Origin of the sequence: Winogradskyella maritima, assembly GCF_042650215.1 — a bacterium.
GTDB lineage: Bacteria > Bacteroidota > Bacteroidia > Flavobacteriales > Flavobacteriaceae > Winogradskyella > Winogradskyella maritima.
Window position 1 is genome coordinate 360,900 of the sequence record NZ_JBHSAT010000004.1, and the last position, 26,236, is coordinate 387,135.

The following is a 26,236-nucleotide window of genomic DNA, read 5'->3' on the forward strand; positions in this document are numbered from 1 at the left end:
TTTTGGTTTAAATTATAGCTAAGCTTTAGCGTTTTATAAATCGCTCTACTAAGGTCTTATTTTCAACTTTAAAACTGATGAGATATACGCCAGCTTCCAAATTCTCCACATCAATTCTATCGCCATTTAATGGTCCGCGACCAACTTCTTGCCCTAACGCATTAAAAATACTGTAAGCCTCAATCTCCAAACTAGTCTTTACTCTTATCGCCTGCCCTGAACTTGGGTTTGGATATAAAGTTATAACATCAAAGATTGACTTATTAGGCTCTATACTTATTTCTTCATTTTGATAACCTCTTGCCGCGGAAGCAGTATTTAAACTAATGTTATCAATGGCAATATCGGCCTGCCAAGTTCCTCCTGTTACACGGTCGAATCGTAACTGTACTGTGTTACCCAGATAAGTAGATAAATCTATAGTCTGACTTAGCCAAATATCGCCTTGATTACCAGTTTCTATCCAAAGGGTTGTCCAACTGATTCCATTATCATTGCTCGCTTGTAGAGCAATTGAACCCATATCTGTACTGCCAAACATATGATAACTAAAACTGAAGGTTGCAGATGATTGAGTGGTTAAATCAAAACAAGGAGAATTAACAATAGCTCGTTTATTTGGATAACCTGTTCCGTTGCCGGAAGCTTCAACAAAAATATAATTATTGCCTTGGATAGCGGCCAATGGTCCGGTTCCACTTGAAGGAGTTCCTGATGCATCAACCGTCCAGTCAATATCATCTGCGGCGGACTGTGTCCAGTCACCTAAACCAGACTCAAAGCCTTGTGCATAAGGAAAACTTGAAACCTCAGCTATACAAGATGGTGTTTGTACCACACCTTCTACCAAACTCAAGTTATCAATAGCAATATCAGCTTGCCAAGTGCTTCCAACAAATCGGTTAAACCTAAGTCTTATACCCGCCCCTGTATAAGGACTTAAATCAATATTTACTGCTTGCCAGTTGTCACCTTGATTCCCGGTTTGACTCCAAATGCTAGACCATGTAATGCCATCATCACTACTTAATTCCACATCTAAAGATCCCATATCGGGAGCCCCAAACATATGGTAATTAAAAGAAAAGGTCGCTTCAGAAACTCCATTGAGATTAATGCATGGTGATGTTAAAATAGCGCGCTTGTCCGGATAACCAGTATCTAACACAGAGGCTTCTACATAGATATAGTTGGTTCCTTCTATAGCTGCACTTGGACCAGTGCCAGAGGAAGGTGTCCCGCCACTACTAAGCAACCAATCTAAATCGTCATTTAAGGATTGTACCCATGACCCAAAGGAAGATTCAAATCCTTGGCTGTAAGGCAAACCAACTCCGTTGGAGCAACCAGTATTTGGCTCCTCGACGATAATTAAGCGTGATTCTACAGCTTGATTTCCAGCCATGTCATTTACTGAGTAAGTAACAGTATAATTTCCGGAAATGTTAGTATCCACTGTCCCTGTAATACCAATGGAAGATGTTATATCCCCATCAATATTATCTATGGCAGTTGCACCTTGCTCTATATAATTATCTCCAATATTTAAATTAATTGTTGATGCACCAATCAAAGTAATGACTGGTGGCGTAGTGTCAGCTATTACATTTATGGTTCTAACTTCGTTGGCATTATTGCCTGCTACATCGCTTACGGTGTAGGTAATGGTATATACGCCTGCATTTGCGGTATCTACAGTTCCTGTAATCACAATTGTAGTCGTTAAATCCCCATCAATATTATCTATGGCAGTTGCACCTTCTTCTATATAGTTATCTCCAACATTTAAAGTTATTGAGGATGAGCCTTTAATGGTAATTATTGGTGCTGTAGTATCTGGTTCTACAGTGACGGTCCTAGATGTAGCCGCTGTGTTACCTGAAGCATCCGAAACCTCATAATTAACACTATAATTACCTGCTACAGAAGTGTCTACTGTTCCTGAGATTATAATATTTGCGGTCAAATCTCCATCTATATTATCCGTTGCAGTTGCCCCTTGCTCTATATAAGTATCATTTAACTGAAGATTTACAGTTGATGCACCCAAAAGAGTTAAGATTGGTGGTGTTTCATCTAGTATTACATTTACAGTCCTAGTGACGTCAGAAACGTTTCCTGAGCTATCCGTAACACTGTAGGTCAATACATAAGCCCCTGCCGTATTAGTATCTACCGATCCAGAAATAACGATGGTATTGGTTAAATCACCATCAACATTGTCTGTAGCTGTGGCACCTTCTTCATTGTAAGGGGAACCTAAATTTAAATCAACTACTGATGCTCCTACTAGAGTGATTATTGGAGCTACAGTATCTGGAGTGACTACTATGGTCCGAGTTTCTGTAGTGCTATTTCCAGAACTATCACTAACTGAATAGCTCACAGTATAATTACCAACAGTGGACGTATCTACAACGCCAGAAGTTGTGATATTGGCAGTAATGACGCCATCCACATTATCTGTTGCCGTTGCACCAAACTCTGTATAATTCTCCCCAACACTTAAATTCACATTCTCATCGCCAATAATGCTAATTATTGGAGCTGTATTGTCTGGAGTTATGACGTTAACTGTATTACTCTGGTCACTACTGTTGTTTGCAGCGTCTCTAGCGATGACGTGAAAACTATAGCTTTGTCCTGCGGACAGAGAGGACACATTATAATTTGTGTTCGTAGATGTTCCTAGAAAAATACCATTTTGGTATACATCATACGCGGTGACACCCACATTGTCAATAGAAGCAGTCCATGATAAATTAGTCTCTGTTTCAGTTGTATTATTTGCCTGTAAATTTAAAGGCGCTGAAGGACTTTCTGTATCAGGTGGATCAAGTGTAAGGATAACCTCAACATTACTAGATCCTGAGCTGTTACCCGCGGCATCTTTAGCAATAACGTTATAATTATAGGTCGTACTCGGAGATAATCCTGTAGCTTGATAATTCAATTGTGTTACTGTTGCAATAAGACTATTGTCTTGATAGACTTCATAAGCAACCACGCCCACATTATCAGACGATGCATTCCAATTTAGGTCAACACTATCAACAGTAATGTTGGTCGCTAATAAATTTTGAGGTGGTGACGGTGGAATAACATCTGGACCCGATGATATCCCTTTGATAATAACTGCATCAATAAACACTTGGTCATTATTTCCCGAAGCATCACAGACAATTCTAAATCTAGAATTTGAAGCAAAATTATAGGTATTGGAATCTATAGTAATCACTTCTTTGTTAAAATTGCCATTACTAAAGTCTGCTCCGCTAGTAAACGTAGCAACCGTGTTATACGAACTACCATCAAAAAACTGAACCCAGAAATCTTCTCCATTTTCCATACTATTCGCGAAGAAATGAAAGTCTATTTCTAAACTATCAAAACCCGTTGCATCGATTACTGGAGATGTCATTGAAGATGCTACACCGCTATTATCTCTTATTCGTATTGAAAACGAGCCTTCAAAGGATGAAGTCGATTGTATACGGGCACAATCATTACCTCCTTCTATCCAACCATCAAGACCTGTTTCAAAATAGCCTTCACTTAAGACATTATCCTGAGTGGTAAAAAATAGTGGCGATGAAAAAACAGAACTCGATGTGGCACAATTGGCATTAACCTCAACTTCATAGGTTGTGGAAAATGTAAGTCCCGTCAAATCAAAATTCGTTGTAGTTAGACTCGGAATAGTAATCCAATTTGTAGCTCCGGCCGTTCTATATCTTAAATCATAGGTCGCAGAAGGTACTGAAGCCCATGAAATTTGTGCCATATCCGACGTAATATTACTTGCGCTTAAGTTCGCTGGCGGTACGGATGCATCACATGGCAATTCTATGGTTGTAACCTTAAAATCATCAAATGTGAAACCTTCAAAATCGACATTAACGTATGAATCTTCCCTATTGCTACCGTCGGTTCTAAAATCGAATCGGAAAAAGACATTACTTTGACCTAGTAAAAATGAATTCTGACTGGCATCGATGACAATTTCTTCCATAGTCCATCGATCTTGAGTATCACCATCATAAAGAGGCTCTCCATCAGGCTGAAAATTATTATTGGTTGACGATTTTCCTGAATAGGTATTATTAATATTTGGCGCGCCAGGCTTCGTTAGGCGACCACAGAGCGGTGTCCATGTAGATCCATTTGTAGAGGCTTCAATTTGAACGTAATCAAAACTACGTTCCAAATCCCATTTGGCATAATATTGAAGAATAGCTTGAGAAGCACTCGATAAGTCGATAGTATTTGTTAGTTGAAGTTGTGTACTTATGCTGTTTCCATAAGCCCCAGAATTAGTGGTGATAGCCGAGGTTCCCGAAAAAGCATCCGAAGTTACAGCCCAGGAGCCTCCGTTTGCTGTCCAATTATTTAATCCTGTTGCATCTGGATTGTCCGCTAAAACAACGTTTGGTGAATAAATCTTTTTGATGTTGGCTTCAAACAATACATTATCCGTAGTATAATCATTGGTTAATGTGACCTTATACTCGATTTCTTCGTTTGGTTGAATACCCGAATTGAGTGTGTAGTTAATAGACACATTATTCTGCTGTAAAACAGCCATACCGTTTAATGTCACTGCGCTACCGATACTCGCAATATTTGAAGATACAGGTGTCACTGTAACTGTAAATGCACTCGCTTTTTGTCCCAAATTTTCAACTGCAAAATCCAATGTGCCCGAAAGCGTATTGATATCGGTTTGGCTCAAGTCATGAAGCTTGGCGTACTTTCCACTGAAGTAAGCGGCCAAGAAATTCATACGCATGGCACGCTTGGCAATTGGAACAAAATTTGACGGTGCCGGCCAAAAGCCACTTCCTGTTGCTCCAGCCTCGGCACTAGATCCGTTTTCTGGTGTCCAAGCCAGTGTTTGTTTTCCTGAGCCTGTGCCCGTTGGTGTTCCATTGGCACTTACTCCCGCTGGCCCTCCAAGCATCCAATCGTTCATATTGCCACTATTCAATGCACTAATCGACGTACTCGGCCCATGAGCATAACGATTATAGGCCGTCATGTCGTGGTTGTATTTTGAATATTCATCCGGTCGAGGATTCGTGATTGTTGTTCCTGCGTAAGCGTGAAGCATTGCGTTTTTAAAAGAGTGGTGATTTAGGGCTAATTCAAAATCATGCAGTAAAAAGAAATCGCGCATAATCTGGGTTTCATTCTCAGAAAACGGCGCAGACCCTAAATAAGTTTGGCTACACGGATCTGAAGAAGCTCCTCCGTTACCCCAATAATATGCGGAGTTACGATTTAAATCCACTCCATAATCGTCTGATGTACTTACTGTTCCACAAGATCCAACAATGTTTCTGTTTTTACGTTGCAAACCTCCACCATTTGGCGCTATATTTTGATTGTGCACAAAACCATCAGGATTAAATACAGGGATAAAATAAAGCGCTTGATTATTCACTAAAGCACGTACGGCTGGGTCAGAATCATAATTCTCTAGCAAATACCACATAAAGAACAGTTGATTCATCACCGTTGCAGATTCCCTAGAGTGAATTAAGGATTGGTATAGTGTTTCTGGCTCATTGGGTTCATCTATATCTGGATTATCCGAAATGCGTACATAGTAAACTGTTCTGCCTTCAATTGTAGTTTGTCCACTTGGTGAGGCATTTGCTTTAGCCGATATTAAGTTAGGATATTGAGACCGCATGTCGTCCAACTCTTGAAGCACCATATCAAAAGTGAGACACCCTCCAAAGGAATTAGGTGAAGGATTAGGGTTTAAATTGAAATTATTGGGGACTGCCCAATCAATTTCTTCGCAATCATCATGTTGGCCCACATTATTAATAACTTCCGTAACGCTAAATGTGCGCTGCATGGCCGATTGCATTTTCATGCTTTGTAATTCTGCTTTGGCGGATTCCAATTCTTGCTCTGAGCGTTTAGAATAGAAATCGATAAGGTCTTCAACCAAAACATTATACCGAATCCCGTTAGCATCTAAACGTTGTAACTCAGTACCACTAAGCTCTAACTGAATTCTACCATTGGTGTGAATAACACCACAGCCCAAATCAATGCCCAAGGCATCTAATTGGTTCATGGTTGCATCACCTAAACTTGGTACTTGAACCCGTTTATAAATTGTATTATTTTCTGAATTAGAATCGGAATTCTGAGCATTTAGTCCAACACTCAATAAGCACGCAAGTGCAAGAAGGGAAATAAGTTTCATCACAATTGATTTAATAGCCGCAACAATGTATGAAGACGGCTCTGCATTTGAGGGATGACGATAGTTAAATTTCAACAGATTACTGTTAATAATTCCAGCTTTAATTTCTTCCGATTACGGTTTTTCCGTAATTAAAAAACCCAGATTATCGCTAATCTGGGTTTTCAGTTTATATACCTTTAAGTAATTATTCTTTTACAAATCTTTGAACCTCTCTAATACGATTTGAAGATTCTAAAACAACCATATAAATTCCTTGATTAAGTTTTGATATGTTGAGTTGCTTTTCTAAACCTGAATTTGACATGGAAGACCAATTTTGAGTATTAACAACTCTACCGTGTAAGTCATAAACTCTCAATGAGAAATCTACTGCTTCGTTGTTCCTAGTATCAAATCCTAGTCTAATATTTAATTCTGATTTTGCAGGATTTGGATAAACCGTAAAATCCTTGATATCAAAATTATTTCCTACATCAATAGTTGCTACATTGCTATTAGCCACCGCACCAGTACTTTGCTCACAAAAATCTATAGTCGAGAGAGAGATACTTAAGGACGTAGAGCTTCCCGACACACCGTTGCTTAAGGATACCGTAATTTCAGAAACAAATTCCGAAATACTCACATTTGCCGTACTCTGGTTAGCACCGCTATAAGTATTAAATGTTTGTGTCTGTCCATTAGAATCCACAAATGTTACTGTTGCTACTTCTTCAAATCTATTCCTTGGATTACCATTAATTCTTCCATCTAATCCAGAGATACTAAAGCTTACATCTTTAGAAAGATTAGAAAACGAATAACTTACTGAACTTGATCCTCCTCCAGAGTGATTTAAAACACTAGGGCTAAAGTTTGCTGTTCCAGAACTACAATCACAATCATCTGGCACTCCATTTCCATCAAGATCTACATTATCGTCGCCACCTGGGCAGATATCGTCACCATCGCAAACACCATCGCCATCGGTATCTGCAAACGTACCTGCACAATTACAATCTGGCCCATACACATCATTTATGGTACAAGGATCGCCATCGTCACAACTGGTACCAATGAGATTATCGTCAAGTTCTGGACAAACATCATCCTCATCACAAACACCATCACCATCTGAGTCTGTACAATTTAGTGTTACACAAGATTGTACTGAGCTGAGTGTAACACTCATTGTACTTCCTGCGTTACCGTCAAACGCATCAGACAAGGCTACAGTAACTGACTGTACAATACCTGTTATAGATACGTTAACACTACTTGTTGTATTACCTGTGAAGGTTCCAAAATTCTGGGATACGCCATTACCATCAGTGTATGTAATAACTACTCTGTCTATAAATCTCCTGTTTGGGTTACCACCTGTTCTTGCATTTAATTCTGTAATCGTAAAACTTACATCTTCATGATTACCGCCACCGAAATTAAGTGTCGTTGTTGTTGACTCAGTTCCCGAGTGATTCAAAGTGCCTGAATTAAAGTTGCTCGTGGTTGGTGAACATTCTACGCTAGTTGTTACTGACACACTGTTACTCTGAGCAGACAAATTTCCTGAAGTATCTCTTGCTCTTACAGTAAATGCATATGTTGTCGACTGAGCCAAACCTGTAGCTTGATAAGACGTAGCGCTAACCGTAGCAATTAATACGCCATCTCGGAATACATCATAGTCTTCAACAGCGACATTGTCTGTAGATGCGCTCCATGATAAATCTGCTGAAGATGCCGCAACATTAGTTGCAGAAAGATTAGTAGGAACTGAAGGCGCTTGAGTATCCGGATCTAAAGTGGTTGCTTGAGTCGTTGCGCTTTTAGCGGATTCATTATTTGAAGCATCTCTAGCTAAAACTGTAAAGCCATACGTTGTAGATGCGGAAAGACCTGAAACTGATAAATTCGTCGAAGAAGTAGTTCCAATCGAAGTTCCATCTTGAAATACTTCATACTCTGAAACTCCTATATTGTCTGATGATGCATTCCAATTTAAATCTAAACTGTTTGTTGTAATATTAGAAGCTACTAAATTTTGAGGCACTGAAGGCGCTTCGGTATCTGGTACCGTTGTCGCAGTAAAAGTCCCTGTAAATACACCTCTACCATAGGTAGATGCTATTATGATATTATCTGTATCGTCACCACTTCTATCCCAATAGTCAAAAGCGGTTACACTGGCATCACTCATACCATTATACGCTTGTACCCAAGTAGGACTAGCATCATTAAAGTTAGACGTAGACCATGTTCCAAGTTGTGTCGCCAATACGGCTTCATTTCTATTTAATGGGTTTTGTAAAATATCCCTAACTGGGATATTTGGCAAATCACCTTCCTTACTCACCCAATTTGCACCACCATTTGAAGTAGCCCAAACACTAGTTACACCGTAATTATGAATGGTTACAAAAATATCATTTGCTGTTTCTCCATATCTTATCGAAGATACAGATCCAACAAATGGCGTTGAAATATTAGTCCAAGTAGCACCATTGTTTGTAACACCTGTAAGTTTAATTAAGTTTCCATTTTTAAGACCTACATGCCATGCATTAGCTTCAAAAGGTGAAGCTCTAAAGGCAGACGGCGCGGCAGTTAATAATGCATTTGTTAAGCTTCCACTAGATGTTGTTGCTACATTAATTGACTTTATAGCATTTCCTGTACTGTTAGAATTATTAGTTAAAAGTCTGTTGGCATCATCATCATAATCCATTTGATTGACAAAATCTCCTCGAGATTGGTCACTTGATAAGGTAGTTGCTCCTCCTTGACGACGACCCAATCCATTCCAAGGCAAATTGAACCTGTAAATCACATTAGCAACAAAAGTGGCTATCATGTATTGCCCATCTTGATCAACAAAAGTGTAGAAACCATCACCATCAGATAATTCCTCAGAACCATTAATACCTGGAGAGGCATTCGATCCTCTAAAAGCCTGTGATCCATTATCTTGAGCACCTGCGGTAAAGATAATATTGTTAGACCCAACGCCATCAGGGCCAATTCCTGCCTTAACATACTGAGTAACATTGTAATTATTATTTCTTACGCCTATTGCAGTTGAAGAATTAGAAGCGCTAGACAAACTTGAAGAATAATAGATACCGCCATCTGTTCCAAAAATAGCTTGATTAGAATTACCAGGTCTAAACGTCATAGCGTGCTGATCTGCATGAACTAAAGGTACAGGTAGCGTACTTAACCCCGGGTTATTTGACCATTTTGAAATTTGAGTCCAAGAGGAAGCTCCATTGGTTGACCTAAATAAATCTATACCCCCAACATACAGTACGTTGTCATTATTTGGGTCAACTTCAATCATTAGGTCATAGAACGCTTGACCTCTGGTGAAGTCATTTGATGGTATGCCTTGATCAGCATCATTTGGTAAAGCCCCATTAGAAACACTAGCAAAGGCATTTGTCGTTGTATAAATATTGACTGGACTTGTGCTTGTTGTGCCTTCTGTTAAGGCATACATTTTATTAGGATCAGTTGAAGATACTTCAATTTCAACTCTATCGGAATTTGGAAGTGGTGAAGCACCAGCTACTGTCCATGTAGTTCCGTTTGTAGAGCTAAAAACCTGTCCGCCACCAGCACCAAAACCGTTGGCAATTGTTGACATCCAAAGTGTGTTGTTTGCACTAATCTCAAAATCATTTGGTATCGCATAATACGTATTTGCTCCAGAAGTATTGGCTTCAAGATTTGCTGACTCTATTCTATTCCAAGTTGAACCACCATCAGTTGAATGATATAATCCCGCAGTTTGCAGTCCTAACCAGTTACTAGGGTTTGCGGCATCACCATATACGAATGCACCTACTCCAACGAATAATTCCGTATTACCATTATTATTCCATGCCTGTATATCATTCACATAAAATAAACCTGATAAGAATAAATTCGTAGCGCTAAATTCAAAAGTTCCTGCTCCTGCTGGAGGAATATTAACGGCATTCCAAGAGTTACCTCCATCATTGGTAACATAAACACCATTACCTACAACATCTCCTGCAGTATATTGCTCACCTGTACCAATAAACCAACGGTTAGAATTATTAGGATCAATACTAAATGTAGTAACTGATAAGTTCCCTGGAACATTCTGAATACGCTCCCACTGCGAATTAGTATTAGTAATATCTGTATTTTTCCAAAGACCTCCACTAACACCACCTGCATAGACTGTGTTGTTAGATGCATCGTTAGGGTCAAACCAAAGAGCTCTCGTACGGCCGCCAATATCATTTGGGCCACGTTCTTCCCAATCATTACCTGCTTCTCCAGGATTTCTATTTAGAGCACGTTGTTGCATAAGCTGTTCTCTAAGTATAGTCAATTGACCATCATCCAATCTACCTGTAGAAGGGTTTACGGTCAACTCCCACATTTGCTCAAAATATCGATTTGGCGGTAAGCCTTCTAGCTTTCTCTTTTTCTTATCCCAAGTTAAACTCTCTTTAAAGGGTGAATTGGCCAAAATTTCTGCATGATTAGCTCTCTGCTCTTCAACAGTAACTTGATTATTGACTTCTTCATCCTGAAGCCCAAAAGTAAGACCCCCAACGATGATAGCAACGCTTAGAAAAGCTCCAATTAGTAATCGTAAATTTTTAGTCATTTTTGATGGTTTTTATCAATTTTTTTATAATTCGCTCAAAGTATGAATATTATCTATTTTAAGTTGTTAAAATTTTAACTTTTCGATAATATTCAGTCTGAATCCTCCAAAATTTTCATGTTAATCGACTTTATCTTTTCAAATACTATCAATGGACTAAAAGCAAGGTGTATACGCAACAAAAAAAATCCAGACCATTTCTGGCCTGGATTTTTAATTGAGAAAAGTTAGTTAGTACTTATCGCTTTATCAATTTTAAGTTATCTCTTAGTCCATTAGTAGACTCTATGGATACCATGTAGATACCACCATTTAAGTTACTAATATCAACTTGCTTTTGGAAACGAGATGAACTGATGCCTGTCCACTGTGCTTGTTTTACAATCTTACCTGAAAGATCAAACACACGGAAGGTCACGTCTTGTGCTCCTGCCCTAGTATCCAATCCAAGGCTTACATTGATGTAAGACGATGCAGGATTAGGGAATACCTTAACTGAAGTTTCTATAACTGCTGGTTCAGCTTCCAATAAGTCCGTCGCAACATCATTTGCTTTTGTAGTTACACCTGCTGTTAAGCTGATATTATCAATAGCGACATCCGCTTGCCATGTGCTCCCTGTAACGCGATTGAATCGTAACTGCACGCTATTACCCGCATAGGCCGATAAATCAACAGTCTGGGATAACCATGAATTGGCTTTGTCTCCAGTTTCACTCCAAAGGGTTGTCCAGCTAACACCGTTATCATTACTGGCTTCTAAAGCAATGCTTCCCATATCGGCTGCACCATTCATATGATAGTTAAAGCTGAAACTTGCACTTGCTTGAGATGATAAGTCATAACAAGGTGATGTAATGATAGCGCGCTTGTTAGGATAGCCTGTTCCGTTTCCTGAAGCTTCCACATAAATGTAGTCACTTCCTTGAACTGCAGAAGAAGGTCCTGTACCGCTTGAAGGTGTGCCATTAGCATCCACTGTCCAATTGATATCGTCTGCATTAGACTGTGACCAATCTCCAATTGAGCCTTCAAAACCTTGACTATACGGGAATGACGTCACACCTCCTGAACACGATGGTGTTGTCACCTCACTGTTCGTTAAGCTGATATCATCTATCGCTACATCAGACTGCCAAGTTCCTCCAGTAATTCTGTTGAAACGCACTTGTATGCCACTTCCTAAATAAGATGCTAAATCTACATTTACGGTTAACCATTGGTTGCCTTGGTTTCCTGTTTGACTCCAAACACTCGTCCAAGTTGCACCTTCGTCATTGGTCACTTCTAAATCAACTCGTCCACCGTCCGTTGAACCAAACATGTGGTATTTGAATGAGAAGGTCGCTTCGGTCGCTGATGATAAGTCAAAACATGGCGATGTAATGATGGCTCTTCTATTAGGGAATCCTGTTCCGTTTCCTGATGCTTCAACATAAATATAGTTACTCCCTTGTATTGCACTTGCTGGTCCAGTCCCACTAGATGGTGTACCGTTGGCATCCACCGTCCAATTGATATCATCTGCACTAGACTGTGTCCAAGCACCGATACCGCTTTCAAAACCTTCAGCATAAGGGAAGGATGAAATCCCCCCAGAACAGCCATTGGCTGCTTCACTAACATTTATTGTTCTTGATACTGGTGTTGCCGCGTTTCCTGCAACATCACTAACATTATAGGTGAGCGTATATGTACCCGCCACATTTGTATTCACAGAACCCGCAACAACAATACTTGCTGTTAAGTTTCCATCTATATTATCTGTTGCTGTTGCACCTGCATCCGTAAAGGTGTCGCCAACGGTTAAATTGACTGTAGCTACTCCGTTTAATGTAATTACCGGAGCCGTTGTATCTGGATTTACAGTTACTGTTCTAGTTATTGATGTATTGTTACCTGCCGCATCACTAACACTATAAGTTAACGTGTAAGTTCCTGCTGTATTTGTATCAACCGTTCCTGTAGTTACAATACTTGAAGTTAGGTTTCCATCAACATTATCCGTTGCAGTGGCACCTTGCTCGTTGTAGGTTTGACCTAAATCCAAAGTAATGGAAGACGGTCCGTTTAACGTAATTACTGGCGCCGTTGTATCAGCATTCACATTCACAGTACGTGTTGCTGTCGCAGAGTTTCCGGCGGCATCACTAACCGTATACATAACCGCGTAAGTTCCAGCATTTGACGTATCAACTGTTCCTGAGGTTATAATGCTCGATGTTAAATCCCCATCGACATCATCCGTTGCGGTTGCACCCAATTCGTTATAAGCCTGTCCAACGAAAACGTCTATCGTTGAAGCACCATTTAAGGTAATAACCGGCGCTGTAGTATCAGGTCCAGAACCTTCAATGACTACGGTATAATCTTCAACTTCACCATACGTAAATGACTGACATGAGGTCGGTGTTGCATTATAACTCATGGTGACACGCATACGGGTAGAAACTTCAGATGCTGATGCAGGCACCGTAAACGATCCTGATACTGGCGTCTGCTCTGTTGGCGATTGTGAAAACACAAGCTCACCGGCATCCGTAAAGTCACCATCTTTGTTATAATCAATCCAAACACCATAACCTTCGTTATACACAGTTCCTGTCCATGTTGGCGTGATAGAAATTGTATACTGCGAATCTTTTGTCAATGTTGTTGAAATACTAGTAAAGTCTGAATAAAACTGTGCTCCAGAGGCATTGTCAATTGTATTCAATTGAACACGACTGATAAATTCATCATTCACATTAGAACTTTGAGATGCACAATAGGTAATCGGAACTGCTTCAGTAGTTACAGAAACCGTATTACTTTGATCTGAAATATTTCCAACAGCATCTTTAGCTCTAACTAGGAATGAATAGGTTGTCGCCGCTGCCAAACCATTTGCTGTAAAGGATGTATTGGCTGTATTCCCGACAACAACACCATCTCTAAATACATCATAACTTGTTACAGCGACATTATCTGTAGAAGCTGTCCAACTTAAATTGGTTGACGTTGCTGTTGTAGCAGAAGCCGAAAGACTTGTTGGTGCAGAAGGTGCTTGCGTATCTGGCGCTAAGGTTGTGACATTAGCTACATTACTCACAGCCGACTCATTGTTTGAAGCATCCTTGGCTCTTACTGTAAAAGCATAAGTCGTATTTGCCGTTAAGCCCGTTGCTTGATAATTAGTTGTAGTACCCGAAACCGTCGCAATAACAACTCCATCCCTTAAAATGTCATAATTCGCAACGCCTACATTATCTGTGGAAGCTGTCCAGCTTAAGTCAGCTGTCGTTTCAGTAATATTTGAAGCTGTTAAGTTTGAAGGCGCTGTCGGTGAATCCGTATCAACAACCGTAGTTGCTGTGAAAGTTCCAGTAAATACACCACGACCATAAGTTGAAGCAATGATGATGTTGTCTGTATCATCACCACTCTTATCCCAATAATCAAACGAGGTAACACTAGCATCGCTCATACCGTTATAAGCTTGTGCCCAAGTTGGATTCGCTGCATTGAAGTCTGATGTTGACCAAACCCCTAGTTGCGTTGCTAAAATTGCTTCGTTTCTATTCAATGGGTTTTGAAGCATATCTCTTACCGGGATATTAGGCAGATTACCATCTTTGGCAGTCCAGCTAGATCCTCCGTTAGAGGTCGCCCAAACATTAGTTACACCATAATTGTGAACCGTAACGAAAATATCATTCGCCGTAGCGCCGTATCTTACGGAAGACACAGACCCTACAAACGGAGTATTAATCGTTGAGAATGTCGCTGATGTATTTGTGACATTAGACAATCTTAATAAACCGCCATTAGCCAAACCGACATACCAAACATTGTTTGCAAAAGGTGAAGCTCTAAATGCCGTCGGCTTAGCGGTTAAGGCCGCATTGGTAATACTACCATTGCTGTTAGAGGCTACGTTGATTGATTTAATTGCATAGCTCGTTCCTGCTGAATTGTTAGTTAATAAACGATTGGCATTACTATCAAAATCCATTTGGTTTACAAAGTCACCACGAGATTGATCGCTAGATAATGTTGTTGCACCACCTTGACGACGACCTAAGCCATTCCAAGGTAAATTGAATCTGTAGATTACGTTATTGACGAATGTTGCAATCATATATTGTCCATCCTTATCAACAAAGGTGTAGAATCCATCACCATCACTCAGCTCTTCAGAACCGTTGATACCTGGTGTTGCATTAGCACCTCTAAACGCTTGTGACCCGTTGTCCTGTGCACCAGCTGTAAAGATGGTGTTTGAACTACTTTGCCCATCAGGACCAATACCTGCTTTTACATATTGCGTTACATTATAGTTGTTGTTTCTTACACTAATAGCAGAACCAGATCCTGTAGCAGCAGATAAACTTGATGCATAATAGATACCACCATCATTTCCGAAGATCGCTTGATTAGAGTTACCTGGTCTAAACGTCATGGCATGCTGATCCGCATGTACCAATGGCACGTTTAAGGTGTTCAATCCTGGGTTGTTAGACCATTTAGAAATCTGTGACCATGATGTACCGCTATTTGTAGTTCTGAACAAATCAATACCACCAACATAAACGATGTTATCATTGTTAGGATCGGCTTCAATCATTAAATCATAAAACGCCTGACCTCTTGTAAAGTCATTTGCTGCAATACCGTTATCTGCATCATTAGGCAAAGCTGTTTCCGTAACGCTTCCGAAAGCATTTGTTGTTCTGTAAATATGAACTGGTGCCGCTCCTGCACCCTGTGTTAAAGCGTATAATTTATTTGCGTTAGATGCTGAAGCTTCAATCTCAACACGATTAGAATCTGCCAAAGGCGATCCTGCTGCTTGGGTCCAGGTGGTTCCGTTTGTAGAACTGTAGACACGTCCACCACCACTTCCGAAGGCATTGTTAATAGTACCCATCCAAAGTCGGTTGTCAGCACCAACTTCTAAATCATTAGGGATAGCGTAGAACGTATTTGCCCCAGAAGTATTAGACTCCATTGCTGCACCTTCAATTCTGTTCCACGTTGCTCCACCATCTGTTGAATGGTACAATCCTGCAGTTTGCAATCCTAACCAGTTGGTTGGGTTACCAGCATCGCCATAGACTTGCGCACCAACACCAACAAAAAGTTCTGTGTTTCCATTGTTATTCCAAGCCAAAACATCATTAACATAGAATAAACCAGACAAGAATAAGTTAGAGGCGTTAAAATCAAAAGTATCTGCACCTGCTGGCGGAATGTTTACAGCATTCCACGTGTTACCGCCATCATTAGTGACATAGACACCATTACCTACAACATCACCAGCTGTATATTGTTCTCCTGTACCGATAAACCATCGGTTTGAGTTATTTGGGTCAACCGTAATAGAAGATACCGCTAAATTCCCAGGCACGTTCTGTACACGAGACCATTGCGAACTCGCACTGGTAATGTTTGTGTTTTTCCAAAGACCACCACTAACACCACCTGCATAAACGGTTTGGTTGTTTGAGTCATTTGGGTCGAACAGAATAGCTCTGGTACGTCCGCCAATATCATTTGGCCCACGTTCTTCCCAAGCATTTCCTGCGTCTCCTGGATTACGGTTAGCCTGTCTTTCTAAACGTAATTGCTCTCGCGTAATATTAAGTTCTTCATTATCTAATTTTCCAGTTGCAGGGTTAATGGTTAATTCCCACATCTGCTCAAAATAGCGGTTAGGAGGTAAACCCTCACGCTTACGTTTTTTCTTGTCCCAAGTCAGGGTTTCTTTAAATGGCGAGTTGGCCATTACTTTTTCATGAGCTTTGCGTTGCTCTTCTAGGGTAAGTTCTGTAGATTCGGCAGTTGAGGACGGCCAAAAGTAAACTGAGGCCATAACTATAGTTGCCAAAGCCACCAAGCTACCACCCAATACTCGTAATTGTTTCGTCATGTGTGATTTTAATTTATAGGATATTAAACAGCCAAAAAGGGACCGTTATTTTTTTTAACGGCTGAAAGTATTAAAATTTTGTTAATGCACAATTGCGTTGTAAATTTTTTCGATGAAATGTTGATAGGTTTTCAAAATTTTAGTGTCTCCATTACGAATTAGAAAATTTATATTTGTTTATGCAGAAAAAACCATTGCTTCAAATCGAAAATTTAGCCGTCGCCTTCAAATCAAAAACCGATTGGATCGAGGTTATACATCATATTAATTTTCAACTTGAAAAGAATGAAATATTAGCCGTTGTGGGCGAATCTGGTTCAGGGAAATCTGTTACCTCATTGGCCATTATGAACCTGTTGCCTAAAGGCATTTCAAAAATTACTTCTGGGTCAATTACTTATGAAGGTATAGATATTGAAAGTCTTTCAACATCTGAAAAACAACAGATTATCGGCAACGACATCTCCATGATTTTTCAGGAACCGATGAGTGCCTTAAATCCGTCCATGCGCTGTGGACTGCAGGTAGCTGAAATATTGAATCAGCATTCTAGCTTATCGTCTTCAGAAATAAAATCTGAAGTCCTAAATCTTTTCGAGAAAGTAAAACTTCCCGACCCTAAACACGCCTTTAAAGCGTATCCGCATCAACTGTCTGGCGGGCAGAAGCAACGGATTATTATTGCCATGGCGATTGCCAACAAACCAAAACTGTTGATTGCGGATGAGCCGACTACAGCGTTGGATGTTACGGTGCAAAAGGAGATTTTAGTGTTGTTAAAATCCCTTCAAGAAGAATATGGCATGAGCATATTGTTCATCTCACACGATTTAGCTTTGGTTTCTGAAATTGCAGACCGAGTCGTCGTAATGTATAAAGGAAACATTGAAGAACAAGGCGCTGTTAAAGACATTTTTAGAAGGCCTAAAGCTGACTATACAAAAGCCTTATTAAAGTCAAGACCAACAATGGATGAACGGTTAAAACGGCTTCCGACGATATCTGATATTGTGAACGATTCATTTTCTCCTGAAGTCATTTCCAAAGACACACGAAAAAAACAACACAAGGATATCTATGGTAAAGCGCCACTTCTGGAGGTTATCGATGTCGAAAAAGTGTATCTCTCAAAGTCTGGATGGCTAGGAAAACAGCACCAATTTAAAGCCGTAGATGGCGTAAGATTTAACGTATTTGAAGGCGAAACTTTAGGTTTGGTGGGTGAATCGGGTTGCGGAAAGTCTACACTTGGTAATGCTATCCTTCAGTTAGATAAAGCCACTTCGGGTATTATAAAATACAATGGTGTTGACATTACCAAACTTAAAGGAAATGCGCTTCGTCGTTTACGAAAGGATATTCAAATCATATTTCAAGACCCGTTTGCGTCGCTAAATCCAAGACTGACAGTTGGGCGTGCCATTATGGAACCTATGGAAGTGCATGGTATTGGAACATCATTTAACGACCGAAAAGAGAAAGTCCTTGCTCTTTTAGAACAAGTTGGTTTGGAAGCATCCCATTTTAACCGCTATCCGCACGAATTTTCGGGAGGCCAACGCCAGCGTATAGGTATTGCACGCACTATTGCCTTAAATCCAAAATTGATTATCTGTGACGAGTCGGTATCCGCACTAGACATATCGGTACAAGCGCAAGTACTCAACTTATTGAATGACTTAAAAAAAACATTTGGGTTTACCTATATTTTTATTTCGCACGACTTAGCCGTTGTAAAATACATGGCAGACCAATTGTTGGTGATGAATAAAGGTAAAATTGAAGAGGCTGGCGAGGCGGACGCTATTTATGCCAACCCTGAAAAAGAGTATACAAAAAGATTAATTCATGCTATCCCAAAAGGGTTATAGCATGAATATCTTTTTTGCTAATTTAAACACACCTGAGACTAACTGAAGTGTATTTTCCATAGAAGATGGGGCGTCTTCTAAAGTAGGTTCTGGTAGATTCGGTTGTTGTTTCATAGGTTTAAATTTATGGTAGATTTGGGGTCTAATACCACTTACCATTCGAAATTACAGCAATAAAACGCTCTTTTTTCCTTTCTAATTCAATTGAAAAAGAAGCCGTAGCTAAGGCTATGCCTTAATTTTTAAATTTCTTATAAAGAAAAAAATCTTCATTTTCTTTTACTATAATTTCAAACGATAATTGGTATAACATAAATTAAGTTTATGGTAAACTTGGTTATTGATTTGGGATTGCTAATATGAAAACAATTATCGATTAATCAGCTAAAAAGCATAATTAATCGATGAAATACATATTATTTTAACCATTATTCAGTTTTTTCGTACAAAAAAGCCCGACACTGTCTTTCGGGCTTAGTAAATTTTTTGACGTTTGTTTAAACTATCATCTCTGGAATAATCCCCTCAACAATTAAATGCCCTTCCGTGGCTTTCTGTATCTCCTCCACAGAAACACCTGGTGCACGCTCCAATAATTTAAACCCTTTTTCCGTCACCTCTAAAACGGCAAGGTTAGTCACTACTTTTTTAACGCAACCCACACCAGTTAGGGGCAAGGAGCATCGTTTTAGTAGTTTTGATTCTCCTGCGCGATTGGTGTGCATCATGGCGACAATAATATTCTCTGCGCTAGCTACCAAATCCATCGCGCCACCCATACCTTTAACCATTTTTCCTGGAATTTTCCAATTAGCAATATCACCGTTTTCAGAAACTTCCATAGCGCCTAAAATGGTAAGGTCTACATGTTGCCCGCGAATCATGCTAAAACTCGTGGCGGAATCAAAAAATGATGCGCCAGGCAATGTTGTTATGGTTTGTTTTCCGGCATTGATGATATCGGCATCCTCTTCGCCTTCAAACGGAAAAGGTCCCATACCGAGCACGCCGTTTTCGCTTTGGAATTCAACCTCTATATCATCTCGTACATAATTGGCAACTAATGTAGGGATACCAATTCCTAGGTTGACGTAGTAACCATCCTTAACTTCTTTTGCTATGCGCTTTGCTATTCCGTTTTTGTCTAACATATTATATCTGTCATTCCTTTGTCTCGATTAATCGGGAGCAGGAATGTTATTAATTTATATATATTGGTTTACCATTACCCTTCGACTGCGCTCAGGTCGACAGCAGCGCTCAATTTTAAATTACAATTTACTTATTCTCTAGAGCGAACCGTTCGTTGCTCAATTCGTTTTTCATATTTGGCGCCTTTAAAAATGCGTTGCACAAATATCCCTGGAACATGAATTTGGTTAGGGTCCAATTCACCTGCAGGCAGTAATTCTTCTACCTCAGCGACCGTGATTTTAGCTGCGCCACACATATTAGGATTAAAGTTTCGGGCGGTTCCTTTGAAAATTAAATTACCCGCAGTATCACCCTTCCATGCTTTTACAAAAGCGTAATCTGCATCAAAAGCATATTCCAAAATATGCATCTTTCCATTAAATTCTCTTGATTCTTTACCTTCTGCAACTTCAGTTCCATAACCTGCTGGGGTATAAAAGGCAGGAAAGCCAGCTTGGGCTGCTCTACAGCGTTCGGCGAGAGTGCCTTGAGGAATAAGCTCAACATCCAACTCACCACTGAGCATTTGGCGTTCAAACTCATCATTCTCCCCAACATAAGAGGATATCATTTTTTTGATTTGCTTTTGTTGTAATAAGAAACCAAGTCCAAAATCATCCACACCTGCGTTATTGGAAATGCAGGTCAGTCCTTTTATATTTCGTTCAACAAGCTCGGCAATAGCATTCTCAGGTATACCGCTCAGCCCGAAACCGCCAAACATAAAGGTCATATTAGAAGCAACACCACTTAGTGCCTCCTTAACGGAAGCCACTTTTTTATTAATCATGCTTAAGTTTGATTTAGAGCAGTGAAGTTACAAAATATCTTAGGGATTATTACGCTCTAAAAATCGATTTCGTCTGAAACATTCTCCTCATCGTCGGCATCCTCATCCGTATCGTAATCTGCGAAATTGGTGCAATCTAGATTGATGGATAAGTTGCTAGGCCTTTCAAACTCTTCTTCGGAAACATTGAGGTTATCATCGGCATAACAAGCTTTCATGTACAAGCCCCAAATAGGCAATGCCATAGCTGCCCCCTGCCCATAATTTATACTTTTAAAATGAGCTGCCCGGTCTTCACCACCGACCCAAACGCCAGTGACTAAGTTAGGTACCATTCCCATAAACCAACCATCGCTCTGGTTTTGTGTAGTACCTGTTTTTCCTGCAATAGGATTATCAAACTCGTAAGGATATCCAGTTCCTATTTCCTTAAAAAGCGTCTGATTGACACGCCATTTATCACGTAAACGTTGCCCGGAACCATATTGTGTTACACCTTCCATAAGATTAACAGTAACATAAGCCACTTCTTCACTTAACACATCGCGGCTTTCTGGTTGAAACTGAAACAAAACCGTTCCGTTTTTATCTTCTATACGCGTGACTAAAACTGGCTTATTGTATACGCCTTTATTGGCAAAGGTTCCGTAGGCAGCAACCATTTCATACACACTAATGTCTGGCGTCCCCAAAGCAATGGCTGGTACTGGTAAAATGTCTTGTTCCACGCCTAATTTTTGTGCCATTTCTACGACCGGTTGAGGGCCAATTTCGTTCATTAAACGTGCCGTAATCGTGTTTGTTGAATTCGCTAAAGCAGACTTTAAGGTTTGAAACCCTGAATACCCACCGCCAGAATTTTTAGTAGTCCAAGCCTCTGGATTACCGAATTTATTTGCTTCAATAGTAATAGGTGCTTTAGGAAACGAGTCACAAGGCGACAATTGCAACTGGTCAATCGCTGTAGCGTAGACAAAAGGTTTAAAGGTAGAACCAATCTGACGCTTCCCTTGTTTTACCATGTCATATTGAAAGTGCCTGTAGTTCATACCTCCAACCCAGGCCTTGACGTGCCCTGTTTTAGGATCCATAGACATCATAGAGGCCCGTAAGAATTTTTTATAATAGCGTATGGAGTCTATAGGCTTCATAACTGTGTCAATCTCTACGTATTGTCCCTCTCTCCAAGCAAACACACTCATAGGTGTTGGTTTGTTAAAAGACGCTTCAATCTCCTTGTCTGTTTTGCCCAAATCGTATTTCATGTGACGGCGACGCTCAGAACGGCGTATGGCAGACTTCATGATACCATCGATTTCCTCGGATTCTAAATCTAAAAATGGCGCTGTAGGATTTCTATCTGGCGTATTCTGATTATCAAATTCTGCTTGCAATCTCGGCATGTGTTGTGCAATTGCATCTTCAGCATATTTCTGCATACGCGAATCTATAGTCGTATAGATTTTTAAACCATCATTATACAAATTGTACTTGGTGCCGTCTGGTTTTGGATTTTCTGCAATCCATTCTTTCATCACATTGGTTAAATGTGCTCTAAAGTAAGTCGCCAAACCTTCCCGATGTGATTCCGGTGTATAGTTTAAGTCGAGTTCAGTAGCCTGTAATGAGTCTTTGGTTTCTTCAGAAATGTAATCGTATTTCGCCATTTGTGCTAACACTACGTTTCTTCGGTTTCTGGTCCCAACCGGGTTTCTCGAAGGACGAGGATTGTACAAGGATGAATTTTTAAACATCCCAACCAACATCGCAGATTCTTTTACATCTAATTCTCGTGGTTCCTTTCCGAAGTAAATTCGAGCTGCAGAGCGAATACCATCGGCGTTGTTTCCAAAATCATAGATATTGAAATACATGGCAATGATTTCTTCCTTGGTATACTGTCTTTCTAAACGCGTTGCAATCACCCATTCTTTCACTTTCTGAAGCAGAGCGTTGGTTGTACTTTCCTTGTCTCGCACACCAATGAATAACTGCCTAGCCAATTGTTGTGTAATAGTACTTGCACCACCTTTATCTCTCAACGTCAACTTAGCAAATACAGCTCTTAAAAAGCCGCGTGCATCTATACCAGAGTGGTCGTAAAAACGAATGTCTTCCGTTGCCACCAATGCATCTACCAGATTCTTTGGTAATTCATCATAACCTACCGGCGTACGGTTGTCTTCAAAATAAAACTTGGCAAGGGTCTGGTCGTCTGAAGAAATGATTTCTGATGCCAAATTTGTTCTGGGGTTTTCTAAAACCGTATGGTCTGGCATTTCACCGAATGCACCCCAACTGGCTAATAAAAAAACGAATGCGAAGATTAAAACGCCACCTGTAAATGCCATCCAAAACCAGCGAATGTATTTTGAGAAATCTTGATTGTCAGCCTTTTTGGCCTTGGTTGTTTTAGTTGCCATTTGCCCCTAATTTGTGTGTTCTATTCTAAATCCTACTTCAGTAATACCTTCCAAAGTATCTACACCTGAAACGTCGCCCGACTTACGCATCGCCTGTTCAATGCTAATGGCGTACTCACCTTCTTCTATAAACTGAAATGGTTCTTCATGCCCTTTGTACCAGAGTTTACTTTCCTTAACATCGGTAAAGCCTTTACCTAATAATTCACCATTTGGCGCAGCCATTTTATATTCTAAAGTATCTGTAATCGTCTTTCCGTTTGGGTAAGACAACTCTGCAATTAAAAACAAATTATTGTATTTGTAATCGTTATTTGTCCGTACATTAATGAACAGATTGTGACTGCTTGAGGTGTCCAAATCTTTAACTTGAAACCTTATAATTTCATTCTTATCCCAACCCTTTGGTAGAGATTGGTACTCATCATACACACGATTTGAATCACAGGAACTGAAAGCTAGAAGCGTCACTAGGACGACTAAAAACTGATTAGTTCTTTTTGGCATTGTTCTTTGGATTTCGGTTGCGGTTACGATTGTTGTTTGAGTTACGTCTCTTATTTCTACGTTTCTTATTACCTTTTGGACTATCGAAACGTGTTAAACTGTCTTGACCTACAACGTTTTCAAATTCGGTTTTAGTCTCTACAATATGCTCAGCAGCATATTCTTCAAGACTGGCCACTTTTTCTTTTTTCTTGTTTTTGGTTATAATCTCATTGGCTTGGTCGGTGGTTAATACATGCCAATTCATCCATTCGCCTTCGTAAGCATACCACATCAATCCTTTGAATATATCTGTTTTTTGGCAGACCGCTTTTCCTTTTTCCGTGTACAACCGTGTATCTGTCTTCGGAAAGGCCTTTAATGCATCGAGGTAAGAATCTAATTCGTAATTTAAGCAGCATTTTAGTTTCCCGCATTGGCCCGCTAACTTTAAAGGGTTGAGCGATAATTGCTGATAACGCGCTGCTGAAGTACTTACCGAACGAAAATCCGTTAACCAAGTTGAGCAACACAATTCTCGCCCACAAGAGCCTATACCTCCAAGACGTGCGGCTTCTTGCCTAAAACCTACTTGACGCATTTCAATCCTGGTTCTAAATTCGCGAGCAAATACTTTAATCAATTCTCTAAAATCAACGCGTTCTTCAGCTGTGTAATAGAATGTCGCCTTGCTGCCGTCACCTTGAAACTCAATGTCTGAAATCTTCATCTTAAGATTCAAGTCTATCGCATACTGACGTGCCTTCACCTTCATGGGTTCCTCTTTGTCTCTAGATTTTGACCAAATGTCTATGTCTTTTTGGGAGGCTTTTCTGTATATTTTAAGCACATTTTCCTCGTCGTCAAGCTTAATTTTTTTGCGCTTCATCTGCACACGCACCAGCTCACCCGTTAGGGTAACCATGCCTACGTCATGTCCTGATTTTGCTTGGGTAGCGACAATATCGCCAATGCTCAATGTGAGGTTCTCTGTATTTTTGTAGTATTGTTTTCTGCCATTTTTAAATCGGACTTCAACACCTATAAAAGGGTCTTGTCCGTTTGGGAGTGACATGTTGGCCAACCAATCAAAAACCGTGAGTTTGTTGCAGCTATCTGTACCGCAAGTCCCGTTGTTTTTGCATCCTTTTGGTTGCCCGTCTTTACCAGTTGCACAACTGTTACAAGCCATAAAATTGTTATATATAATTCAGAATCAATATATTCTGAAAGGCGGATTCATAAATCTTCTAAGGACTAAATATAAAACTAATTTATGGACTTGTGAAGCTTTAAAAGCGACAATCGGAACTTCCGCTATTCCTTTGGTTTTATAGTATCAAAAATATTGCGGAGGTCCTTTTTATACGCCAAATGATCAGCCCTTCCTTTTTTGAAAATATCATTGCTATTTCCCTGACCGCGTCGCAGTGCTTTCTGTTCTTCGATCGGAAGTCTATTGACTTCCATACATTGTGTAGAACAGCAATTTTCCATTTGTTTTTTGCAATTTTCGCATTGAATAAATAACAAATGGCAAGCTTCGTTGGCGCAGTTGGTATGTAAATCGGCAGGCTCGCCACACTGGTGGCAATTGGCAATAACGTCATCTGAAATTCGTTCCGAACGACGCTGGTCAAAGACGAAATTTTTACCAATAAATTTATTGTCTAAGCCTTTTTCATTGATTTGACGAACGTAGTTTATGATACCGCCTTCTAATTGATAAACATTTTTGAAACCCTTGTGCTTGTAGTAAGCACTGGCTTTCTCGCAACGGATACCACCAGTGCAATACATCACCAATTTTTTGTCCTCTTTATGATCCTTCAGATCTTCTTCAATTAAATCCAAGGACTCTCTAAAGGTGTCAACATCTGGTGTTACCGCGTTTTTAAAATGGCCAATCTCACTTTCATAATGGTTACGCATGTCTACCAAGACCGTATCTGGATCTTCGATAAGTTCATTGAATTTTTCAGCATCGACATGAATACCTTTGTCGGTGACATCAAAGCTGTCATCATTTAGTCCGTCGGCTACGATTTTGTTTCGGACTTTGACTTTCAACTTTAAAAAGGCAAAATTATCATGCTCAATGGCGATATTCAGTCTTACGTTTTCAAGAAATTCAATGGAATCCAAATGCTTTTTAAAGGCTTCAAAATTATCAGCAGGGACAGAGAGCTGTGCATTTATGCCTTCAGTGGCCACGTAAATTCGACCAAGGACATCGAGCTCATTCCAAGTGATGAACAAGTGATTTCTGAATAATTCTGGGTTTTGGATTTTGGCGTACTTGTAGAAAGAGATGGTTAGGCGGTCTTGCCCGGCATCAATGATGAGTTGCTCTCTTTCCTTTGCGCTTAAGTTATTGTACAGTTGCATGCTATACCATATTTAAGATTAAAGTGAAAATTGTGGCGCAAAGATAGCTTTTTTAGGTAGTTAGGGAAATTTTGACAGCCAAACATAAAGCAATAAAAAAAGCGCCCTGACTTGGTCAACGCGCTTTTTTGAGGACTAACTCGTTATTATTAATTTTTTCATTAACTAATAAAACGAGTTTAGCCTCCATCGGCTTTACAGCTGCTGTTTAGTAAAATGGCAACTGAAACACCCAAAGTTTTACTGAATACAATTTTGGTAAAAAATTTCACTTTTTCAAAACTTTTGCCAAGGGCATTAATAGCAATTCTTTCCTTTTTCAT

Annotated in this window: 11 protein-coding genes; 1 reads left to right on the forward strand and 10 read right to left on the reverse strand. The window is 39.9% G+C overall.

The features are described 5' to 3' along the window. Positions 1-25: 25 nt before the first annotated feature. The 3 genes from ACFOSX_RS02630 to ACFOSX_RS02640 all read right to left on the reverse strand — a co-directional run bounded on the left by ACFOSX_RS02630 (position 26) and on the right by ACFOSX_RS02640 (position 16,761). Entirely contained in the window at positions 26-6,223 is a 6,198-nt protein-coding gene (locus tag ACFOSX_RS02630) for an immunoglobulin-like domain-containing protein (protein WP_386096732.1), read from the reverse strand. Positions 6,224-6,410: 187 nt separating this feature from the next. Next, positions 6,411-10,850, reverse strand: a complete 4,440-nt coding sequence (locus ACFOSX_RS02635; RefSeq protein ID WP_386096734.1) for a fibronectin type III domain-containing protein — start codon at positions 10,848-10,850, stop codon at positions 6,411-6,413. A 238-nt stretch (positions 10,851-11,088) separates the two neighbouring features. Next, the gene (locus ACFOSX_RS02640; protein WP_386096736.1) at positions 11,089-16,761 is read right to left on the reverse strand and encodes an immunoglobulin-like domain-containing protein; all 5,673 of its coding nucleotides are present in this window, start codon (positions 16,759-16,761) and stop codon (positions 11,089-11,091) included. 179 nt (positions 16,762-16,940) lie between these two features. On the opposite strand from ACFOSX_RS02640, the gene ACFOSX_RS02645 reads away from it, so the two are divergent. After that, a complete protein-coding gene (locus tag ACFOSX_RS02645) occupies positions 16,941-18,632 on the forward strand; it encodes an ABC transporter ATP-binding protein (RefSeq protein WP_386096738.1) in 1,692 nt (563 codons plus the stop codon). A gap of 497 nt (positions 18,633-19,129) precedes the next feature. On the opposite strand, the gene ACFOSX_RS02650 is transcribed toward ACFOSX_RS02645, so the two are convergent. The 7 genes from ACFOSX_RS02650 to ACFOSX_RS02680 form a co-directional block, all read right to left on the reverse strand. Then, positions 19,130-19,783, reverse strand: a complete 654-nt coding sequence (locus tag ACFOSX_RS02650; RefSeq protein ID WP_386096740.1) for a CoA transferase subunit B — start codon at positions 19,781-19,783, stop codon at positions 19,130-19,132. A 131-nt stretch (positions 19,784-19,914) separates the two neighbouring features. Next, complete coding sequence (locus ACFOSX_RS02655) at positions 19,915-20,616, reverse strand: CoA transferase subunit A (protein ID WP_386096742.1); 702 nt, start codon at positions 20,614-20,616, stop codon at positions 19,915-19,917. Between the two features lie 56 nt (positions 20,617-20,672). Beyond that, complete coding sequence (locus ACFOSX_RS02660) at positions 20,673-23,039, reverse strand: penicillin-binding protein 1A (RefSeq protein WP_386096744.1); 2,367 nt, start codon at positions 23,037-23,039, stop codon at positions 20,673-20,675. Positions 23,040-23,045: 6 nt separating this feature from the next. After that, complete coding sequence (locus ACFOSX_RS02665; protein WP_386096746.1) at positions 23,046-23,546, reverse strand: gliding motility lipoprotein GldH; 501 nt, start codon at positions 23,544-23,546, stop codon at positions 23,046-23,048. Next, positions 23,530-24,717 carry a PSP1 domain-containing protein gene (locus tag ACFOSX_RS02670; RefSeq protein ID WP_386096748.1) on the reverse strand — a complete coding sequence of 396 codons (1,188 nt, stop codon included), beginning with the start codon at positions 24,715-24,717 and terminating at the stop codon, positions 23,530-23,532. Before ACFOSX_RS02670 ends, ACFOSX_RS02665 begins: the two co-directional genes overlap by 17 nt. A gap of 125 nt (positions 24,718-24,842) precedes the next feature. Next, complete coding sequence (gene trhO, locus ACFOSX_RS02675; RefSeq protein WP_386096750.1) at positions 24,843-25,913, reverse strand: oxygen-dependent tRNA uridine(34) hydroxylase TrhO; 1,071 nt, start codon at positions 25,911-25,913, stop codon at positions 24,843-24,845. A gap of 179 nt (positions 25,914-26,092) precedes the next feature. Then, on the reverse strand, positions 26,093-26,236 hold the full coding sequence (locus ACFOSX_RS02680; protein ID WP_386096752.1) for a hypothetical protein: 144 nt from the start codon (positions 26,234-26,236) through the stop codon (positions 26,093-26,095).

Bases quoted from the DNA above. Each gene is read 5' to 3' on its own strand.
- ACFOSX_RS02635 (WP_386096734.1), bottom strand. From the start codon at position 10,850: ATGACTAAAAATTTACGATTACTAATTGGAGCTTTTCTAAGCGTTGCT.
- ACFOSX_RS02650 (WP_386096740.1), bottom strand. From the start codon at position 19,783: ATGTTAGACAAAAACGGAATAGCAAAGCGCATAGCAAAAGAAGTTAAG.
- ACFOSX_RS02665 (WP_386096746.1), bottom strand. From the start codon at position 23,546: ATGCCAAAAAGAACTAATCAGTTTTTAGTCGTCCTAGTGACGCTTCTA.
- ACFOSX_RS02630 (WP_386096732.1), bottom strand. From the start codon at position 6,223: ATGAAACTTATTTCCCTTCTTGCACTTGCGTGCTTATTGAGTGTTGGA.
- ACFOSX_RS02680 (WP_386096752.1), bottom strand. From the start codon at position 26,236: ATGAAAAAGGAAAGAATTGCTATTAATGCCCTTGGCAAAAGTTTTGAA.
- trhO (WP_386096750.1), bottom strand. From the start codon at position 25,913: ATGCAACTGTACAATAACTTAAGCGCAAAGGAAAGAGAGCAACTCATC.
- ACFOSX_RS02640 (WP_386096736.1), bottom strand. From the start codon at position 16,761: ATGACGAAACAATTACGAGTATTGGGTGGTAGCTTGGTGGCTTTGGCA.
- ACFOSX_RS02655 (WP_386096742.1), bottom strand. From the start codon at position 20,616: ATGATTAATAAAAAAGTGGCTTCCGTTAAGGAGGCACTAAGTGGTGTT.
- ACFOSX_RS02645 (WP_386096738.1), top strand. From the start codon at position 16,941: ATGCAGAAAAAACCATTGCTTCAAATCGAAAATTTAGCCGTCGCCTTC.
- ACFOSX_RS02660 (WP_386096744.1), bottom strand. From the start codon at position 23,039: ATGGCAACTAAAACAACCAAGGCCAAAAAGGCTGACAATCAAGATTTC.
- ACFOSX_RS02670 (WP_386096748.1), bottom strand. From the start codon at position 24,717: ATGGCTTGTAACAGTTGTGCAACTGGTAAAGACGGGCAACCAAAAGGA.